This window comes from Mycobacterium paraffinicum (assembly GCF_001907675.1).
GTDB lineage: Bacteria > Actinomycetota > Actinomycetes > Mycobacteriales > Mycobacteriaceae > Mycobacterium > Mycobacterium paraffinicum_A.
Window position 1 is genome coordinate 16,809 of sequence record NZ_MPNT01000022.1, and the last position, 19,931, is coordinate 36,739.

Consider the following 19,931-nt stretch of genomic DNA (forward strand, 5'->3'; position numbering starts at 1 on the left):
GCCCCCTAATTGCCGATAGCGGCCTTGTGTTGCGGGCAATACGACGCCACGGAAGCCCCCAGCAGGTAGGCGGCCTCGTGCGCCGACAGGTCGGTGGCCCGTACGACGTTGAGCACCAACGAGGTTGGCGTTTTTCCCTTGTCGAGTCCGGCGCACATGTTGTGCCCCGCCGCGATCGCGGCGCCCGGATCGGTGAAGACGATCCCGTTCCGCTGAATTTCGGCGAGGAATGCGTCGTCTTTTTGATCGGCGGAGGCCGGTGCCGCGAACAACAATGCGGCCCCGGCGGCCGCGCCGAACGCCACGAACATCCCGGCCTGCGCGATCATTCGGCTCACGGTCTCCTCGATGTGACGACGGGTGCCATCAGGGTGGCTGCACAGTAACCAGAACCGGCGCAGCTTTCCCGCCGCCGCCAAGCCCGCCACCTCACACCGACCGGGCCCTCGAGTCGCGGCGATCGGACGGTCGACGCAGCGACGCGCCGGACGGCCGAGTGGCAAACGCCGTCGAAACCAGTTGGTTTGCGAGGTCTTCGGTTTCGCCCCGATCGGGTCGCCCGACGCGGTGGCGTTTCGGGAACCCGAAATCCGGGGCCGAACACGAGAGCAGAGCGCAACCAAGAATTAACAGTCGGGGGAGCGCCGCAACCGCAAAGCGCTACTCCGGCGCGCGACGACGCATTTCACAGTGGCCGTTCGGGCGCGCGGCAACCGCCTTCGGTATGGTCCAAGGAGTGTGCGGAGTCACCGGGGAGGTAAGGCTCGACGGGCGGGTCCCCGACGTAGCAGCGGTGTCCGCAATGGCCGCCGTGATGGCCCCACGGGGCCCGGACGCGTCGGGCGCCTGGTCACAGGGGCGGGTCGCGCTGGGTCATCGTCGGCTCAAGATCATCGACCTCAGCGAAGCCGGCGCGCAGCCGATGGTCGACCCGGAGCTGGGCCTGGCGATCGCCTTCAACGGCTGCATCTACAACTACAAGGAACTGCGCCACGAGCTCACCGGACACGGCTACCGGTTCTTCTCGCACAGCGACACCGAGGTCCTGATCAAGGCCTACCGGCACTGGGGCGACGACTTCGTCAGCCACCTGCACGGCATGTTCGCCTTCGCCATCGTCGAGCGCGACAGCTGCCGGGTGCTGCTGGGCCGTGACCGGCTGGGGATCAAGCCGCTCTACCTGACCGAGGACGACCACCGGATCCGGTTCGCCTCGACCCTGCCGGCGCTGCTGGCCGGCGGCGGCGTGGACACCCGCATCGACCCGGTCGCCCTGCACCACTACATGACCTTCCACTCGGTGGTCCCGCCGCCGCTGACCATCCTGCGAGGGGTCCGCAAGGTGCCGCCCGCGTCGCTCGTCGCGATCGAGCCCGACGGCCGGCGCACCATCACCACCTACTGGACCCCCGACTTCACCCGGCACGACGACCGCGCCGCCTGGTCGGAAACCGACTGGGAAGAAGCGGTGCTGGACGCGCTGCGCGTCGCGGTCAAGCGCCGGCTGGTCGCCGACGTTCCGGTCGGCTGCCTGCTGTCCGGCGGCGTCGACTCCAGCCTGATCGTCGGACTGCTGGCCGAGGCCGGCCAGCACGGGCTGATGACCTTCTCCATCGGCTTCGAGTCGGCCGGCGGCGTCGAGGGCGACGAGTTCCGGTGGTCGGACATCATCGCCCGGCGCTTCGAAACCGACCACCACCAGATCCGCATCGGCAGCGACCGAATGCTGCCCGCGCTCGACGGGGCCATCGGTGCGATGAGCGAGCCGATGGTCAGCCACGACTGCGTCGCCTTCTACCTGCTCAGCCAGGAAGTGGCGCGGCACGTGAAGGTCGTGCAGTCGGGGCAGGGCGCCGACGAGGTGTTCGCCGGCTACCACTGGTACCCGCCGATGGGCTCGCCGGCCGCGGCGTCGCTTGAGGGCTCGGTCGCCGAGTACCGCGGCGCGTTCTTCGACCGCGATTCGGCCGAACTGGCGGGCCTGCTGGGCCCCGCGGTCATGGCCCCGGACGACCCCAGCGAGCGCTTCGTCACCGAGCACTTCGCGCGCGCCGGCGCCGAGACGGGCGTCGATCGCGCGCTGCGCCTGGACACCACCGTCATGCTGGTGGACGACCCGGTGAAACGGGTCGACAACATGACCATGGCCTGGGGCCTCGAAGGCCGCGTCCCGTTCCTCGATCACGAACTCGTCGAGCTGGCGGCGACCTGCCCGCCGGAGTTGAAGATCGCCCACGACGGCAAGGGCGTCCTCAAACAGGCCGCGCGACGGGTGATTCCGTCGGAGGTCATCGACCGGCCCAAGGGCTACTTCCCGGTTCCGGCGCTGACCCACCTCGAGGGGCCCTACCTCGACATGGTGCGCGACGCCCTCTACGCGCCGGTGGCCAAGGAGCGCGGCCTGTTTCGCACCGAGGCGGTCGACGCGCTGCTCGCCGACCCCAACGGCAAGCTGACCCCCCTGCGCGGCAACGAACTCTGGCAGATCGCCCTGCTCGAACTCTGGCTGCAGCGGCACGGGATCACGGGTCCGGTGGCATGACCGAAATCGATCCCTCTGGCGACCACACCGAGGCGATCACGATGGGCCTGCACGACGCATCGCCGCCGGAGCTGGTGGAGGCGATGGCCAAGGATGTCGAGCTCGAGTTGGGCTGGGGCCGGCTGATTTTCGGCCAGACCTTCGCCGACGCCCACCAACTGGTCGAGGCGCTGCGCCGGGAGGGGCCGGGCCGCCGCGACATCTGCATCTACGCCCGCGAATCCCATGTGGTGGTCGCCGAAGCGCCGACCGAGCTCTTCATCGACCCCAGCCACACCTATCGGCTGCGCTTCACCGAGGCGATGAAGGGCGAGGACTCCTCGCCGGCGCCGCTCGGCGTGACCGTGCGCACCCTGAACGCCCCGATCGACGCCGACGCCATGAACCGCGTCTACGTGCGTTGCGGGATGGTCCCGGCCGGCGTCGACGTCATCTGGGACAACCACCTGAATGTCCCCGCGGTGACCTACCTGCTGGCGGTGCGCGACGCGGACGGCGCGGTGGTGGGCACCGTCACCGGGGTCGACCACGAGTTGCTGTTCTCCGACCCCGAGCAGGGGTCCAGCCTGTGGACGCTGGCCGTCGACCCGGCGGCCGGGCTGCCCGGCATCGGTGCGGCGCTCACCCGCGCGCTGGCGGAGCGCTTCCGCAACGCGGGCCGCGCCTACATGGACCTGTCCGTGGCGCACGACAACGCCGCCGCCATCGGCCTGTACGAGAAGCTGGGCTTCGTCCGCGTCCCGGTGCTGGCGATCAAGCGCAAAAACGCGATCAACGAGCCGCTGTTCAGCCCGCCGCCCGAGACGGTCGACGACCTCAACCCCTACGCCCGGATCATCGCCGACGAGGCGCTGCGCCGCGGCATCTGGGTCGAGGTGCTCGACGCCGAAACCGGGGAGATGCGTCTCAGCCACGGCGGCCGCAGCGTCATCACCCGCGAATCGCTGTCCGAATACACCTCGGCGGTTGCGATGTGCCGCTGCGACGACAAGCGCCTGACGCGCCGCCTGGTGTCCGAGGCGGGCATCACGGTGCCCCGCGCCCGCCTGGCCACGTTCGACGACGGCGACTACAACTTCCTCAACGAGGTCGGCGAGGTCGTCGTCAAACCCACCCGCGGCGAGCAGGGCAAGGGCATCACCGTCGGCGTGACCGCGGACAACGGTCCCGACGAGCTGGCCGCCGCGCTGGCCCGGGCCCGTCAGCAATACCCGGACGTGCTGATCGAGCAGCGGGTGCAAGGCGACGACCTTCGGCTGGTGGTGATCGACGGCCGGGTGGTGGCCGCCGCGCTGCGGATGCCGCCCGAGGTCATCGGCACGGGGGAGCACAGCATCCGCGACCTGATCGCGGCCGAAAGCCGGCGGCGCTCCGCGGCCACCGGTGGCGAATCCCGCATCCCACTCGACGACCTCACCGAGTCGACGGTCGCCGAGGCGGGCTGGACGCTGGACGACGTGCTGCCCCAGGGCACCCGCCTGCGCGTGCGCCGCACCGCCAACCTGCATCAGGGCGGCACCATCCACGACGTCACCGCCGTGGTGAACTCCGAACTGTGCCGGGTCGCGGTCACGGCGGCCGAGGCGATCGGCATCCCCGTCACCGGCATCGACCTGCTGGTGCCCGACGTCACCGGCGCCGAGTACGCCTTCATCGAAGCCAACGAACGGCCCGGGCTGGCCAACCACGAACCGCAGCCCACGGCCGCGGCCTTCATCGACTTCCTGTTCCCCGGCCACCCGGGCCAGCCACAACCCTGGACCCCCGAGGAGTCGCGCGCCGACCGCGGCTGAGGCTTGTGATACGCCTCGCCTGGGTAGTTCTGAAGCCACTCGGATAGGAGCCAGATGAGCGGAAGCGTGCAAACCGGAACCATCACCACCCACGTGCCGGCGCGGCTGGACCGGCTGCCGTGGTCGCGATTCCACTGGCGCGTCGTCATCGGGCTGGGCGGGGTGTGGATCCTGGACGGGCTCGAGGTCACGATGGTGGGCAACGTGTCCGCTCGCCTCACGGAAAAGGGCAGCGGCATCGACCTGAACGCCGCGCAGATCGGCATGGCGGCCGCGTTCTACATCGCCGGTGCGTGTGTGGGCGCGCTGTTCTTCGGCCACCTGACGGACCGCTTCGGGCGGCGCAATCTGTTCATGCTCACCCTGGCGGTCTACCTGGCCGCCACCGTGGCGACCGCATTCGCCTTCGCCCCCTGGTATTTCTTCGCCGCGCGTTTTTTCACCGGCGCGGGCATCGGCGGCGAATACGCCGCGATCAATTCGGCCATCGACGAGTTGATCCCCGCCCGCGTGCGCGGCCGCGTCGACCTGATCATCAACGGAACCTACTGGCTGGGTTCGGCCGCGGGCGCGGCCGGTGCCCTCGTCCTGCTCGACACGTCGAACTTCGCGCCCAACATCGGCTGGCGGCTGGCCTTCGGCGTCGGCGCCATCTTCGGCATCTTCGTGCTCCTCGTCCGGCGCAACGTCCCCGAGAGCCCGCGGTGGCTGTTCATCCACGGCCGCGACAAGGAGGCCGAGCGGGTCGTCGGCGAGATCGAGGAGGCGGTGCGGCGCGAGACCGGTGAAACCCTCCCCGAGCCGCACGGGCGCGGGCTCAAAATCCGTCAGCGCAAGACGATCTCGTTCCGAGAGATCGCCCGGGTGGCGTTCAAGCTCTACCCGCAGCGCGCGATCCTGGGGCTGGCGCTGTTCACCGGGCAGGCGTTCCTCTACAACGGCGTGACGTTCAATCTGGGCACGCTGTTGAGCGGGTTCTACGGCGTGCCGTCGGGGAAGGTGCCGCTGTTCTTCATCCTGTGGGCGCTGAGCAACTTCGTCGGGCCGCTGGCGCTCGGCCACCTCTTCGACACCGTCGGCCGCAAGCCGATGATCACGGCCACCTACATCGGCTCCGCCCTCGTGGCCGTCGTCCTGGCGATCTTGTTCGTGACCCAGACCGGCGGGGTCTGGGCGTTCATCGGCGTCCTCGCCGCCGCGTTCTTCCTGGCGTCGGCCGGCGCGAGCGCCGCCTACCTGACGGTCAGCGAGATCTTCCCGATGGAGACCAGGGCGCTGGCGATCGCGTTCTTCTACGCGGTGGGAACCGCGATCGGCGGCATCACCGGCCCGCTGCTGTTCGGGCAGCTGATCAATTCCGGGGAACGCGGACAGGTGATGTGGTCGTTCCTGACGGGTGCGGCGGTCATGGCGATCGCGGGCCTGGTCGAATTGCGGCTCGGGATCGCGGCCGAACGGCGCCCCCTCGAAGAGCTGGCCCTGCCGTTGACCGTCGACGACGCCGAGCCCGAAGACCGCGGGCCGTCTTCTGTTTGAAACCATCGCGGTCCTAGCGGTGACGCGGGCGTAACATTCCCGCCATCGAGAGTTCCTAATGTGAGTCGGTCCACTAGCCGTGGGCCCCCTTAGCGATAGGAATTCCATTGAGCGGTAACGCGGTCCGCCTCCAGGCGATCAACAATGTCGAGGCATACGTTCCCCCTGCCATCAGCTTCGTCCCCGGCGAACTGCCGGGGGAGGTCTTCGGCTCCAACGTCTTCACCAAGGCGGAGATGCAGGCACGGCTGCCCAAGGCGGTGTACAAGTCCGTCGTGGCGACCATCGACAAGGGCGCCAAGCTCGACCCCGCGGTCGCCGACGCCGTCGCGGTCGCGATGAAGGACTGGGCGCTGGAGAAGGGCGCCACCCACTACGCGCACGTCTTCTACCCGATGACCGGGCTGACCGCCGAGAAGCACGACAGCTTCTTGGAACCGGTCTCCGATGGGCAGACCCTCGCCGAGTTTGCCGGCAAGACCCTGATCCAGGGCGAGCCCGACGCCTCCAGCTTCCCGTCGGGCGGGCTCCGCAGCACCTTCGAGGCGCGCGGCTACACCGGTTGGGACGTGACCAGTCCGGCCTATGTGCTGGAGAACCCGAACGGCAACACGCTGTGCATCCCGACGGTGTTCGTCTCGATGACCGGCGAGGCGCTCGACTACAAGACGCCGCTGCTGCGCAGCCAGCAGGCGATGGGCATCCACGCCGAACGCATCCTGACGCTGTTCGGCCACAAGGACCTCAACAAGGTGGTGTCCTTCTGCGGGCCGGAGCAGGAGTACTTCCTCGTCGACCGGCATTTCTTCCTGGCGCGGCCCGACCTGATCAACGCCGGGCGGACCGTGTTCGGCGCCAAGCCGCCCAAGGGCCAGGAATTCGACGACCACTACTTCGGCTCGGTGCCCGAGCGGGTGCTCGGCTTCATGATGGACACCGAACGGGAGCTGTTCAAACTCGGCATCCCCGCCAAGACCCGGCACAACGAGGTCGCCCCCGGACAGTTCGAGGTGGCCCCGATGTTCGAGCGGGCCAACATCGCGTCCGACCATCAACAGCTGCTGATGACGGTGTTCAAGACGATCGCCAAAAAGCATGGCATGGAATGCCTTTTCCACGAGAAGCCGTTCGCCGGCGTCAACGGCTCGGGCAAGCACGTCAACTTCTCGGTGGGCAATGCGGAGCTGGGGTCGCTGCTGGTGCCCGGCGACACGCCACACGAGAACGCCCAGTTCCTGGTGTTCTGCGCCGCGGTGATCCGCGCCGTGCACAAGTTCGCCGGGCTGCTTCGCGTCTCGGTCGCGTCGGCCACCAACGACCACCGATTGGGCGCCAACGAGGCGCCGCCGGCGATCATCTCGATCTTCCTCGGCGAGCAGCTGGCCGACGTGTTCGAACAGATCGCCAAGGGCGCGGCGACCTCGTCAAAGGGCAAGGGCACCATGATCATCGGCGTCGACACCCTGCCGCCGCTGCCGACCGATCCCGGTGACCGCAACCGGACCAGCCCGTTCGCGTTCACCGGCAACCGGTTCGAGTTCCGGGCGCCGGGCTCGGGTCAGACGGTCGCCGTGCCGATGATCGTGCTCAACACGATCATGGCCGACTCGTTCGACTACATCGCAACGATTTTGGAGCAGGCCGTCGAAGCCGGCGAGGACTTCGACGCGGCGGTCCAGAAGCTGCTCACCGAGATCATCACCGATCACGGCGCGGTGGTGTTCAACGGGGACGGGTATTCGGAGAACTGGCAGATCGAGGCGGCCGAGCGCGGATTGCCCAACCTGAAGACGACGCTGGACGCCATTCCGGAACTCATCAAGCCGGAATCGGTCGAAGTGTTCGAGAAGTACGGGGTTTTCAACGATCGCGAGCTGCACAGCCGTTACGAGGTCCGGCTGGAACAGTACGCCCTGACCATCGGCGTCGAGGCGAAGCTGGCCCTGGAGATCGGGACGACGGTCATCCTGCCCGCCGCGCTGCGTTATCAGACCGAGCTGGCCCAGAACGTCGCGACGTTGAAGGCCGCCGGGGTGGAGCCCAATACGGCTGCGCTGGAAGCGGTTTCGGCCCCGCTCGCCGACCTCACCGCCGCGCTGGCGACGCTGACGGCGGCGCTGTCCGAGCACTCGGCGGAATCGGCGCTCGAGGAGGCCAAGCACGCCCAGGAGGCGCTGCTGCCGGCGATGGAAGCAGTGCGCGCGGCCGCCGACTCGCTGGAAGGCGTTGTGGCCGACGACCTGTGGCCGCTGCCGACCTACCAGGAGATGCTCTACATCCTGTAGGGATCAGCCGTAGGCGTCCCACCAGGTGTGCAGGTCCTCGACGGTGGCGGGGTCGCCGGAGACGTCGCTGAGCATCAGCTTCTCGTCGTTGGTCCAGATCACGTTCGGGTGGTTGTTGTAGGTGCCGCAGGCGATCAGCCCGGCCATGTCGTTGGGCGTTTGGTCGTAGTGCCAGCTGACCGGTGACCGTCCCTCGCCGGGACAGTTCACCAGGCTGACGTTGGCGATGTCGTCGTTGAAGGCCTTCTTCAGTTTGTTCGGCGTCGCGAACAGCCCGTAGGTGGCGTGGCTGGGACCGCCGGGCTGGCTGTTCTGCCCGCAGGTCACCATCGCGACCGCGTGCACCCAGATGCTGCCCGACTCCGGGGTGGCGGGCGTGCACGTGCCCGCCAGGTAGCCGGGCGGCAGCAGGCTGATCAGCCGCGCCTGGTCGTCGCTGGGGGCGATGCTCGACGGCGGCGGGGTTTTCGCGACGGCCGACTTGGCGTGCCGCTGGCCGGACGGTTTGAGGGCAAGCCAGATGCCGACGGCGCAGAGGGCCACGACGACCGCCACGGCGGCGGCCACGATCGGCCAGCGGTTGCGGTTCGGCGGCCGGGCCGCAGCGTCCGACGCCGGGGTCACGATTTCGCTTTGGCGCAGAATCGTTTCCGCGCGTTGGCGTTCCGGACTGCTGAGCGCCCGGTGCGCGGCCTCGGCCAGGGCGCCCGCGGTGGGGTAGCGCTCGATCGGAGTTTTGGCCATGCCGCCGGCGATCACCGCGTCGAATGCCGGGCTCACCCCCGCGCCTTGCTCGCTGGGTTTGGGGACGGGTTGCATCAGGTGGGCGCTGACCAGCATTCCGGTGCTGTCGGCAGGATACGGCGGGATCGCGGTCAGGCATTCGTAGAGCACACAGGCCAGCGCGTAGACGTCGGCGCGCGGCGTCACCTCTTCGCTCGAAAACCGTTCGGGCGCCATATATTTGAGCGTGCCGACGGCGGTGCCCAGTTGGGTGAGCTTCTCGTCGGACTTGGCGCTGGCGATCCCGAAGTCGACGAGATAGGCGAAATCGTCGCCGGTGATCAGGATGTTCTGCGGTTTGACGTCGCGGTGGGTCACCCCGGCGGCGTGCGCGGCATCGAGGGCCGAGGCGATCTGGTGGATGATGGCCACCGCCCGCGGCGCCGGCAGTGGGCCCTCCCGCTCGAGCAGGCTGCCCAGGTCGATGCCCTCGATGAGGCGCATCTCCAAGTACAGCTGTCCGTCGATCTCGCCGTAGTCGTGGATCGGCACGACGTGCGGCTCCAACAACCGGCCGGTGATCCGCGCCTCGCGCTCCATTCGCTTGCGGAACACCGGATCTCCGCTGAACGTGTGCGACATCAGCTTGAGCGCCACCGTCCACTGTTTGACGGTGTGCTCGGCCTCGTAGACCTCGCCCATTCCGCCGCGGCCGAGCAGCCGCTTGAGGTGGTAGGGGCCGAACATCGTCCCCACCCGCGAGCCCTGGGTCATCGAGTGACTCCCATCGAAGGGTGAGCCCACACCGATCTCACCGCAGAAACGTACAACATCGGCCCGGCGCACGTCGGCCGGCGCGATCAGTGCGCCGGGGGAGCCACCTGGGTGATCGAGCCATCCGGGGCCAGCACGATGGTGCCGCTGAGGGCCCCGTCGGTGACGTTGATCTGTAGGTGCAGGCCACCGTCCTTGCGGGACTGGATGGACAGGAAGATCCGGTTGGCGTCGTAGATGTGCAGGGTCTGGGGCGCCTGCTGCACGACGCCGACGACGGCCTGCACGTCGAACTTGCTGAGGTCACCGACCACCAAGCGGGATGACACCGCCTTCTCGGGCCCGACGCTGGCCCAATTGCCGTCGCGGCCCAGCCAGCTCACCACCTTCTGGGGGTTCGCCGTGTCCGGACGCATGACCACCACCTGCTCTTGGTAGATGTTCAGCTCGTAGCCCAGGGTGTCGCCGAACTGCGTCCGCATCTGCGCCAGCACCCCGCTCACGCCGCTCAGCGTCAGCAGCTGCGGCGGCGGGGTTGTCGGGGTGGTGGTCGTGGCCGCGGAACTACTGGGGGCCGTCGTGGGGGCGGCGGATGGCGCTGGGGCCGAAGGGGTATCGCGTTGCAGTCCCCAGGCGACGCCCCCGCCGATAAGGACCAGAGCGATGGCGACGGCCACCCAGGCCCGGCGCCGCGGCATTCCGGACGGCGACGACGGCGGTCGCTCGGCGGCCGGGTGGATCTGCAGGTCGGCCACCAGCGACCGCAGCTCGCGCAGCGTCGTGGCCCTGGTGGCGGCGCTTACCCGCTGGCGGTGCTCTTCGGTCGACAACTGCCCGTCACCGAGCGCGGCGTCGAGCGCCTCGCAGGTCCGGTTCCGGTCGTTGTCGCTCGCCCGGATGTCATCGATCATCGCCCGCTACCCGATGAGCTTCGTCAGCCAGGTCGGGTCCGAATAGTTCACCGACGCGGTGCCGTCCCAGACGAACGGTGTCGAATTGGCGCCCAGACCGGACAGGGTCGCGTAGCCGGCCGCGGATTTCGCCTTGCCGGTGCCGACGTCGTCCCCCGACTTGATGCACGTCAGCACGTCGGCGTCGGCGCCGACGTTCTTGGCCAGTTGGGCCAGTTCGCCGTCGGTGCGGTCTTCCGCGGCGTCCTCGGCCGGCTGAAAGTTGCTGGCGAACAACCCCGAATAGAAGGCGGTGTATGTCTTGGCGTCGTTTTGCGCCGCGACGCAGTACGACGCCGCCACCGCCCGGGTCGAGTAGTTCTTGCTGTGCGATTTGTCGTCGAGGAAGTCGAGCAGGTGATAGCGCACCGCGAGCTTCTTGTTGTTCACGGCGGTGTCGATGTCGCCCGCATTCGACCGGATGAAGCTGCCGCAGGGCGGACAGATGGGCTCGTTGAAGATGTCGATGGTCGTCGACGCGGCCGAGCTGCCCACGAACACGCCGTCGTCGAGCACCCGCAGCGCGACGGCGTCCGCCGGCGGCGGCGGCTTGGTCGGCTCCGGCGGAACCGGAGATTCCCAGGGCCGGACGACGGCGAGCACGACGCCCACGATGGTCGCCAGGGCGGTCCCGACAACACCGACCCATAGCCACGGTTTTCTGCTCGGCCGTGGCGGCTGACCCCAGGGCGCCCCGATCGGTCCGGCGGTGCTGGGGGCCCAGGTGGGGGCGCCGCCCCATCCCGTCGGCTGGGGCGCCGGGGACGCCCACATCGGGCCGGACGAGGGAGCGTGCGCGGGGACGGCCTGGGCGAGCCCGGCGGACTGCTGGCCGGCGAATGCGGCCGGCATCCGCGCCACCTGGCTGCGCTGCAGGATGTCGGTGGCCCGGTCCTGGTCGGGTTCGGCGAGCGCCGCGTAGGCGGCCGCCGACAGGTCACCGCAGGTGGCGTAGCGGTCCGCGGGATCCTTGGCCATGCCGCGGGCGATCACCCCGTCGAAGGCGACCGGGATGCCGGGCCGCGCGGCGCTGGGCTTCGGGACCGCCTGATGCAGGTGGGCGCCCATCACGCTGATCTGGTCACCGGTGTACGGCGGCGATCCGGTCAGGCACTCGTACAAGACGCAGGCCAGCGCGTAGATGTCGGCGCGATGGGTGACGTCGGCGTCGCTGAACCGCTCCGGGGCCATGTACTTGACCGTGCCCACGGTGGTGCCGATCTGTGTCAGCTTCTCGTCCGCGGTGGCGCTGGCGATGCCGAAATCGACCAGGTACGCGAAGTCGTCGCCGCTCACCAGGATGTTCTCCGGTTTCACGTCGCGATGCAGGACCCCCGCGGCATGCGCGGCGTCGAGCGCCGAGCCGATCTGGCGGACGATGGCCACGGCCCGCGGCGGGGACAGCGGCCCGTACCGGCCCAGCATGCCGGCCAGGTCCTTGCCGTCGATCAGGCGCATGTCGACGTAGAGCTGACCGTCGATCTCGCCGAAATCGTGGATCGGCACGACGTGCGGTTCCTGCAACCGGCCCGCGGTGCGGGCCTCGCGCTGCATGCGGGAGCGGAAGACGGGGTCGTTGGACAACGTCTGCGACATCAGCTTCAGCGCGACCGTGCGCTCCCGAACCGTGTCCTCGGCCTCGTAGACATCACCCATGCCGCCGCGACCGATCAGCCGCCGCAGCAGATATGGCCCGAACTGCGAACCCTCCCGCGAATCCGCGGTGGTGTCACCCATCCCGACTCCTCAGTCACCGACCGTGCGCAGGCATAAGGCTAAGGTTTCGCAGGCCGCTGGGCACGGCGAATAGCGAAAGCCAGCTAATCCGGGCGCCGCGATCAACGGAGTTCGTCGTCGCCCCCGGCGCGTTCGGTCAGCCCTTCGCGGGACAGCGCGCGGACGAATCCGAAGGCCTGCATCCCGGCGGGACCGGGGTTTTCGGTGATCCAGTCGTTGATCTTGCCCAGCGCGTTGGCCAGATCGTCGCGCTTGACGCGGATGAGGTAGGTCATTCTGTCGTCGTCCGGATCGTCCAGGGACTCGGCGACGGCGACGGGATGCTTGAAGGCGTACGCGATCCCGTGCACGGCGTCGTGGTTCAGCGCCCACTGAAGTTCGCTGGGCCGCAGCCGGTTCACCGCCAGATTGCGGTAGTCATGGTCGTCGTTTGAGCTGCTCACCTGGCCGATAGTCCTCCTCTGTCTGGCTCGAGAAAGTGGACGGCGAGGATCTGAAAACCATGCCGCGCAGGCGATTCGATAGGGGTATGCAACCGGGCATTTCCAATCATAGGAAGGCCGTTCCCCGGCTGCATGTCGAGCGGATCAGCGGCGGTATCGCAGGAACACGTAGCCGTCGCAAACCAGGGCGTGCGCGAGCCCCATCGCCACCGGTGCGGACAGCGGCGACGCGCTCACGCGCCGGCCCACCGGTTGGCTCGCGGCGAGTTTGGGAGCCAACGTCACACAGATCTCGTCGACGGCGTCGGCCTCCACGAGTTCGTCGAGCACGGTCGGGCCGCCTTCGCACAGGATGCGGTGCATGCCCCGTTCGCGCAGCAGCTTGACGGCGCGCGCCACGTCCACGGAGTCCTCGCCCGCCACCAGCACCCGCCGCCCGTCGCCGGGATCCTCGCGCGCCGTCGCCTGCGCGCAGGTCACCACGATCGGTGGCTGGTCGGGGTTGCTGAGCAGCCTGGCGGGCAGCCGGCCGCTGCGGCTGATCACCGCGATCGGCGGCGGTGGGGTTGGGCCCGCCTCGGCGAGCCGGACGGGCCCGTAGTTCTCGGCGCGGGCGGTGCCCGCGCCCACCAGGACCACGTCGGCGAGGCCCCGCAGGGCCCTCAGCAGCTGCTGATCGGTCGGGCAGGACAGGGGACCGGCCCGGCCGCCGAACGCGGCGGCGCCGTCGGCGCTGAAGATCATGTTGACCCGAACCCCCCGCGGGGGGTCGGCGTAGAACGACGCGAGTTCGGTGATGTCGGCGACGGTGCCCACGCGGGGAGTCACGGCTACGCCTCGTGACCGGGTTCCAGGTGGCGGACGTCGCCGAAGGACACCCAGCTTTCCAGTTCTTCCGGCGGGTGCCCGTCCACCGGCGCGAGCAGGTGCCCGATGTGGTCGCCCAGCGAGAAGCGCTCGAGAATCTCGCCGACGAACCAGGCGGCCGCGTCGTCGAGGATGGGCATCTCTGCCGGGCCGCTGTGCCACGAGCAGCGGTCGAACTTGTTGACGGTGTCGCCGGTCTGGCTGCCGAACAGCTCCACGACGTCGAGGTGTTCGCGGTCGAACACGTGCACGGCCAGGTGGGTCGCCGTGCTGGCGACCCGGAGGGTGTGGTTTTTGCAGGACAGGCCGACCAGGAAGCGGGGTGGGTGGATGCTGGTCTGGCTGGCGAACCCGACCAGACAGCCGGCCGCCACGCCGTCGGCCCGCGTCGTCACGACATACATCGGGTAGTTGAGCACCCCGACCAGCTTTTCGAACGCGTCTTCCCCCGGGTCGGCCATCCGCTCAGTCTTCCCGTTCGGCCCGCGCGGGAATCGTGCGGTGTCCGGCTAGGCCTGGCAGCAGGCGGCTTCGGATTCGTCGGCGGTGCCACCGAACGTGTCGGAGTCGGCGACGACGGTGTAGACCTCCCACCGCTCCCCACCGGGGCCGGTGACCCACACCTTGTCCTGGTTGGCGAAGCAGCAGGTGGTGTCGAGCTCCTCCTCGGTCACCAGCCCTTGCCCGGCCAGGCGCCCGATTTCGGCGTGCACGGTGTCGCTGTCCGCGACCTCCACGCCGAGGTGGTTGAGGCTGCCACCGTGACCGGGGTTCTCGAGCAGCACCAGCTTCAGCGGTGGCTCGGCGATCGCGAAGTTGGCGTAGCCGGGTTTGACCTTGGCCGGTTCGGCGTTGAACAGCTTGGAGTAGAACGCGATCGCCGCGTCGAGGTCGTCGACGTTGAGGGCGAGTTGCACACGAGACATGGGGTGTCCTTCCTTTTCCGTGCGGCTATGGGGTTGTGGTGGGCAGGAGTTCGGCGATCAGCGCCTCGACGCGCCGGGCGATGTCGTCGCGGATCGCGCGCACGGTGGCCAGCGGCTGGCCTGCGGGGTCGGGCACTTTCCAGTCGCGGTAGGACACTCCGGGAAAGTAGGGGCAGGTGTCGCCGCAGCCCATGGTGATCACCACGTCGCTGGTCTGAACGTCTTCGCCCGTGAGGACTTTCGGGCTCGCCGCGGTGATGTCGATGCCCCGTTCGGCCATGGCGTCGACGGCGACGGGGTTGACCTCGTCGGCGGGTTGCGTTCCCGCGGAACGGACTTCGATGCGGCCCTGCGCCATCCGGCTCAGCAGCGCCGCGGCCATTTGCGAGCGTCCGGCGTTATGCACGCAGACGAAGAGAACGCTGGGTCGGCCGGTCATCGACGAAACACCCGTGAACGCAGCGCGAGCGAAACGTAGACCAGGCCGACCAGCACCGGCACCTCGATCAAGGGGCCGACTACCCCGGCCAGGGCCTGCCCCGACGTGACACCGTAGGTCGCGACGGCCACCGCGATGGCCAGCTCGAAGTTGTTGCCGGCGGCGGTGAACGCGAGGGTGGCGGTGCGGGCGTAGCCGAGGCGCAGCGCGAGCCCCAGGGCATAGCCGCCCGCCCACATGATCGTGAAGTAGGCCAGCAGCGGGATCGCGATGCGGGCCACGTCCCACGGCCTGGAGGTGATCTGGTGGCCCTGCAGGGCGAAGAGAATCACGATGGTGAACAACAACCCGTAGAGCGCCCACGGCCCGATGCGGGGAAGGAACCGCGACTCATACCAGTCGCGGCCCCGGATCCGTTCCCCCAGCCGGCGCGACGAATATCCGGCCAGCAGCGGGATCCCGAGGAAGACGAGCACCGCCTTGGCGATCTGCCATGGGGAGACGTCGATCCCGGTTTGGGGCAGGCCCAGCCACCCGGGCAGCACCGACAGGTAGAACCAGCCCAGCGCTGCGAACATCACCACCTGGAACAGCGAATTCAAGGCGACCAGCACGGCCGCGGCCTCACGATCCCCGCAGGCCAGGTCGTTCCAGATGATGACCATCGCGATGCAGCGGGCCAGTCCGACGATGATCAGGCCGGTGCGGTACTCCGGCAGGTCGGGCAGCAGCGACCAGGCCAACGCGAACATCACCGCCGGTCCGACCACCCAGTTGAGCAACACCGAGGAGACCATGAGCTTGCGGTCGGTGGTGACTTCGTCGAGCCGGTCATAGCGAACCTTGGCCAGCACCGGGTACATCATGACCAACAGGCCGATCGCGATCGGCAGTGAAACCCCTTGCACCGCAACGGCGCCCAGCGCCGATCCCAGCCCGGGAACGATTCGCCCCAACGCCAGGCCGGTGGCCATCGCCGCGCCGATCCAGACCGGCAGATACCGGTCCATGGTTGGGAGGCGGGTCGGGGCCGCCGTCTGGGTGCCCGTCATGGCCTCAAGACCGACGAAAGTTGCTGCAGCGCGGCGGGAATCACCCAGTAGTACACCCAGGTGCCGCGCCGCTCGCAGTCCAGCAGCCCGGCCGAGCGCAGCAGCTTGAGGTGATGGGAAATCGTCGGCTGGGACAGGTCGAAGGTGGCCGAAATCTCGCACACGCAGGCCTCGCCACCGGGGTGGCTGGCGATCAGGCTCAACAACCGCAGGCGCACCGGGTCGCCCAGTGCCTTGAACATCGCCGCCAACTCGGCCGCCTGGGGCTCGGCCATGGCGGCCGTCCCCAGGGTCGGGCAGCACTCCCGCTGTTGTTTCGACATCCTTCTATATAAACACTTATCGAATCAGCGCGCCACTGCTATTTCGCGCGGGCACGCCGAATCGCGTAGGCGGCGACGCCGAGAGCGAGCACCGCCAGGCCGGATGCCACCGACGACAGGGGCATCGCGAACGCGAGGAGCACGCATCCCATCAGCCCGATCGACGGGATCGCCGGGTGTGGGCGGCCCTCGTCACGCCCCAGGGTGAACGCCGACGCGTTGGCCACGGCGTAATAGATCAGCACGGCAAAGGAGGAGAACCCTATCGCGTCGCGCAGGTCGGCGGTCGCGGCCAGGATCGCCACCACGAGGCCGATCAGCAATTCGGCGCGGTGGGGGACCCCGAAGCGCGGGTGCACGGCGGAAAGAGCGTGGGGCAGGTGGTGGTCCCGGGCCATGGCCAGCGTGGTCCGCGAGACGCCCAGGATCAGCGCCAGCAGCGAGCCCAGCGCCGCGACGGCCGCGCCCACCTGGACGACGGGAACGAGCCAGCCCGTCCCGGCGGCCCGCACCGTGTCGACGAGCGGCGCCGTCGCCTCACCGAGCCGTCGCGGCCCGAGCACCGCCAGCGCGGCCACGGCCACCAGCGCGTAGACGGCCAGCGCGATGGCGAGCGCGATCGGTATCGCGCGCGGGATGGTGCGCGCCGGGTCGCGCACCTCCTCGCCCAGGGTGGCGATGCGCGCGTAGCCGGCGAAGGCGAAGAACAACAACCCCGCGGCCTGGACCACGCCGCCAAGGGTGGTCCCCGCCGGACGAAGGGGTTCGGCGCCGGCGGCTCCCGACGCGAACGCGGCGACGACCACCGCGGCCAGCACGGCCAAGACCAGCGAGACGATGACGCGGGTGAGCCACGCCGACTTCCGCACGCCGGCGTAGTTCACCGCGGTCAGTCCCACCACCGCGGCAACGGCCACCGGGTGCGCGTGCGACGGCCACGCGTAGGCGCCGATGGTCAGGGCCATCGCTGCGCACGAGGCGGTCTTTCCGACGACGAAGCCCCAACCCGCGAGGTATCCCCAGAATTCGCCCAGCCGCTCACGGCCGTACACGTAGGTACCGCCGGAGGCGGGATAGCGGGCGGCCAGGCGCGCGGACGAGGTGGCGTTGCAGTAGGCCACCACCGCGGCCACCGCCAGGCCCAGCAGCAGCCCGGAACCCGCGGCGCGCGCCGCCGGGCCGAGCGCGGCGAAAATCCCCGCGCCGACCATCGAGCCCAATCCGATCGTCACCGCGTCGAACAAGCCCAGGCTTCGGCGAAGCTCGCCGGTGTTGCTGTCGGCCACTCGGTCTCCTCACCCGCTGCGCAGTGGCCAACCTATCAAATGAGTTTGATGTATCGTCTGCGAAGTGGCGGCAGGCAAGACGGCGGTTCCGTCGCTGATGCGGATGGCGTCGCACCCGGTGCGCTGGGCGCTGCTGACCGAACTGGCGGGCAGCGATCTGCGGGTGCGGGAATTGGCCGCCGCCGTGGACGAGCCGCAAAATCTGATCTCGTACCATTTGCGGCTGCTGCGCTCGGCCGGCCTCGTCGACGCGCGGCGCAGCAGTTTCGATGGCCGCGACACCTACTACCGGCTGAACCTGACCGGGTGCGCCGGGGCGTTCCGCGAGGCGGCCGCCGCGTTGCATCCGGCGCTGGCGCCGGCCCCCGCCACCAAACCGACGGTGCGCTCGGTGCTGTTCTTGTGTTCGGGTAACAGCGCGCGCTCGCCCATGGCGGAGGCGTTGCTTCGGCGACGGGGGCATGGCCGCATCCGGGCCGCCAGCGCAGGCAGCCATCCCAAACCGCACCTGCACCGCAACGCGATCCGGATCATGCGCGAGCGGTACGGGATCGACCTCGATGCGCAGCGGCCGCAGCCGTTGACCGCGGTGGCGCGGCGCCGCTTCGACTACGTGATCACGCTGTGCGACAGGGTGCGCGAGTACGCGCGCGAACACGGCGTCACCACCACGACGCACTGGAGCCTGCCCGACCCGTCGGGAGCTGGGTATCCCGAATTCGGGCGGGTGGCAAGCGAATTGGACGACCGCATCGACTTCCTGCTGCCCGTCCTCGACGCCCACCCGCGGGGACGATGACGTGGCGCTGGATCGGCGTGACTTCTTCAAATGGGGCGGCCTGGCCGCGCTCGCCGCGAGCGGGGGAGCGTGCGCGCGCCCCGCACCGCCCGGTGGAAAGGCCGATTACACGTTGCGAATCGGCACGGGCGCAGTCGAATTGGCGCCCGGCCGCGTCGTGTCGACGCTGACCTACAACGGGCAGTTTCCCGGACCGCTGCTGCGATTCAAGGAGGGCCATCCGACAACGGTGGACGTCTTCAACGACACCGATTCCCCCGAGCAGTTGCACTGGCACGGTCAGCGGCTGGGCGTCGACGTCGACGGCGCGGCCGAGGAGGGAACGCCCTACGTGCCCGCGCACGGCATGCGGCGGGTCTCCTTCGTTCCCGGCCCGGCGGGGTTTCGCTTCTATCACACGCACGTGGTGCCGCGCTCCGACCTGTCCCGCGGCCAATACACCGGACTGGTCGGCCCGGTCTACATCGAGCCCCGGCAGAACACCGGCGGCTACGACCAAGAAATCTTCTTGACGCTCAAGGAGTTCGAGCCCTCGTTCAACCGCGGTGGCGACATGGCCAGTGATTTCCTGCCCGGCGGGCAGGAGCCGGAACTGCGGGAGCGGGGCGAATCGGCGATGGCGGCCTCGCTTGGCCGCGGCGACCCGCGCGGCTTCGAGGTGAGTTACGGGGCTTTCGCCGTGAACGGCCGCATGCTCGGCCACGGCGATCCGATCCGCGTGCGAACCGGCGAGAGGGTGCTGCTGCACGTGCTGAACGGCAGCGCCACCGAGACCCGCAGCCTGGCGCTGCCCGGGCACACCTTCACCGTCACCGCGCTGGACGGCAACCCGGTACCCAATCCAGCCCAGGTGCCCGTGCTGTGGCTCGGCGCCGGTGAACGCGTCTCGGCGCTGGTCGACATGACGAATCCGGGGGTCTGGGTGCTGGGCGACCTGTCCGACGACGACCGGGGCCACGGCATGGGGACGGTCGTCGAATACGCCGGCCGCGGCGGGGATCCACGGTGGACGGCGCCGCCGCCGTTCCGATGGGACTATCGGCTGTTCGCGCGCCCCGCGCCCGTCCCGCCGCCCGACCACGCCGTCGAGCTGCTGATCGAGAAGCGCAATGCCGCCGACAACGGGTTCAACGTCTGGACCTTCAACGGCGCACCGTTTTCGATGGACGATAACCGGCCGGTGCTCGACGTGCGGCGGGGCGAGCATTACCGGCTGCGCTTCCGCAACGCGAGCGACGACCTGCACCCGATGCACCTGCACCGGCACACCTTCGAAATCACCCAATTCGCCGGCACGCCAACGGCCGGCGTCCGCAAGGACGTCGCGATGCTGGGCGGCTACCAGAGCATGGACGTCGACTTCGTCGCCGATCAGCCCGGCCTGTCGCTGCTGCATTGCCACCAGCAGATCCACATGGACTACGGGCTCATGCTGCTGCTCAACAGCGCCTGACGC

General features: G+C 69.2%; 16 protein-coding genes and 1 pseudogene. 6 read left to right on the top strand and 11 right to left on the bottom strand.

The window, feature by feature from the left end; genetic code table 11:
- Window positions 1-5: 5 nt before the first annotated feature.
- Entirely contained in the window at window positions 6-419 is a 414-nt protein-coding gene (locus tag BRW65_RS20980; protein WP_244168150.1) for a DUF732 domain-containing protein, read from the bottom strand.
- Window positions 420-736: 317 nt separating this feature from the next.
- Between BRW65_RS20980 and BRW65_RS20985 the strand changes: the two genes are divergently transcribed.
- From BRW65_RS20985 to BRW65_RS21000, 4 genes are all read left to right on the top strand, one after another.
- On the top strand, window positions 737-2,542 hold the full coding sequence (locus BRW65_RS20985; protein WP_073878004.1) for an N-acetylglutaminylglutamine amidotransferase: 1,806 nt from the start codon (window positions 737-739) through the stop codon (window positions 2,540-2,542).
- Window positions 2,539-4,335: an N-acetylglutaminylglutamine synthetase gene (gene ngg, locus BRW65_RS20990; protein WP_073877887.1), complete on the top strand. Its 1,797-nt coding sequence runs from the start codon at window positions 2,539-2,541 to the stop codon at window positions 4,333-4,335. The genes BRW65_RS20985 and ngg overlap by 4 nt, the downstream gene beginning before the upstream one ends.
- A gap of 54 nt (window positions 4,336-4,389) precedes the next feature.
- On the top strand, window positions 4,390-5,871 hold the full coding sequence (locus BRW65_RS20995; RefSeq protein WP_073877889.1) for an MFS transporter: 1,482 nt from the start codon (window positions 4,390-4,392) through the stop codon (window positions 5,869-5,871).
- A gap of 107 nt (window positions 5,872-5,978) precedes the next feature.
- A complete protein-coding gene (locus BRW65_RS21000) occupies window positions 5,979-8,156 on the top strand; it encodes a glutamine synthetase III (RefSeq protein WP_073877891.1) in 2,178 nt (725 codons plus the stop codon).
- Window positions 8,157-8,159: 3 nt separating this feature from the next.
- Here BRW65_RS21000 and BRW65_RS21005 read toward each other — a convergent pair whose 3' ends face one another.
- The 10 genes and pseudogenes from BRW65_RS21005 to BRW65_RS21055 all read right to left on the bottom strand — a co-directional run bounded on the left by BRW65_RS21005 (window position 8,160) and on the right by BRW65_RS21055 (window position 17,676).
- Window positions 8,160-9,653: a serine/threonine-protein kinase gene (locus BRW65_RS21005; RefSeq protein ID WP_073877893.1), complete on the bottom strand. Its 1,494-nt coding sequence runs from the start codon at window positions 9,651-9,653 to the stop codon at window positions 8,160-8,162.
- An 86-nt stretch (window positions 9,654-9,739) separates the two neighbouring features.
- A complete protein-coding gene (locus BRW65_RS21010) occupies window positions 9,740-10,564 on the bottom strand; it encodes a DUF1707 SHOCT-like domain-containing protein (protein WP_073877895.1) in 825 nt (274 codons plus the stop codon).
- Between the two features lie 6 nt (window positions 10,565-10,570).
- Window positions 10,571-12,340 carry a serine/threonine protein kinase PknE gene (locus BRW65_RS21015; protein WP_073877897.1) on the bottom strand — a complete coding sequence of 590 codons (1,770 nt, stop codon included), beginning with the start codon at window positions 12,338-12,340 and terminating at the stop codon, window positions 10,571-10,573.
- Between the two features lie 101 nt (window positions 12,341-12,441).
- Window positions 12,442-12,783, bottom strand: coding sequence for a hypothetical protein (locus BRW65_RS21020; protein WP_073877899.1), 342 nt, complete (start codon window positions 12,781-12,783; stop codon window positions 12,442-12,444).
- Window positions 12,784-12,927: 144 nt separating this feature from the next.
- On the bottom strand, window positions 12,928-13,611 hold the full coding sequence (locus tag BRW65_RS21025; RefSeq protein WP_073877901.1) for a pyrimidine reductase family protein: 684 nt from the start codon (window positions 13,609-13,611) through the stop codon (window positions 12,928-12,930).
- Window positions 13,612-13,613: 2 nt separating this feature from the next.
- The gene (locus tag BRW65_RS21030) at window positions 13,614-14,111 is read right to left on the bottom strand and encodes a flavin reductase family protein (RefSeq protein WP_073877903.1); all 498 of its coding nucleotides are present in this window, start codon (window positions 14,109-14,111) and stop codon (window positions 13,614-13,616) included.
- Between the two features lie 48 nt (window positions 14,112-14,159).
- Window positions 14,160-14,576, bottom strand: coding sequence for an ArsI/CadI family heavy metal resistance metalloenzyme (locus BRW65_RS21035; RefSeq protein ID WP_073877905.1), 417 nt, complete (start codon window positions 14,574-14,576; stop codon window positions 14,160-14,162).
- A gap of 25 nt (window positions 14,577-14,601) precedes the next feature.
- Window positions 14,602-16,067: pseudogene (gene arsB / locus BRW65_RS21045) on the bottom strand (ACR3 family arsenite efflux transporter).
- Window positions 16,064-16,390, bottom strand: coding sequence for an ArsR/SmtB family transcription factor (locus BRW65_RS21050; RefSeq protein ID WP_073877911.1), 327 nt, complete (start codon window positions 16,388-16,390; stop codon window positions 16,064-16,066). The pseudogene arsB and the gene BRW65_RS21050 overlap by 4 nt, the downstream one beginning before the upstream one ends.
- A 38-nt stretch (window positions 16,391-16,428) precedes the next feature.
- Window positions 16,429-17,676: an APC family permease gene (locus BRW65_RS21055; protein ID WP_073877913.1), complete on the bottom strand. Its 1,248-nt coding sequence runs from the start codon at window positions 17,674-17,676 to the stop codon at window positions 16,429-16,431.
- 64 nt (window positions 17,677-17,740) lie between these two features.
- On the opposite strand from BRW65_RS21055, the gene BRW65_RS32695 reads away from it, so the two are divergent.
- Window positions 17,741-18,475 (top strand): ArsR family transcriptional regulator, encoded by a 735-nt coding sequence (locus BRW65_RS32695; protein ID WP_279627689.1) that lies wholly within the window; start codon window positions 17,741-17,743, stop codon window positions 18,473-18,475.
- A 1-nt stretch (window position 18,476) separates the two neighbouring features.
- Window positions 18,477-19,928 (top strand): multicopper oxidase family protein, encoded by a 1,452-nt coding sequence (locus tag BRW65_RS21065; RefSeq protein WP_073877915.1) that lies wholly within the window; start codon window positions 18,477-18,479, stop codon window positions 19,926-19,928.
- Window positions 19,929-19,931: the final 3 nt, after the last annotated feature.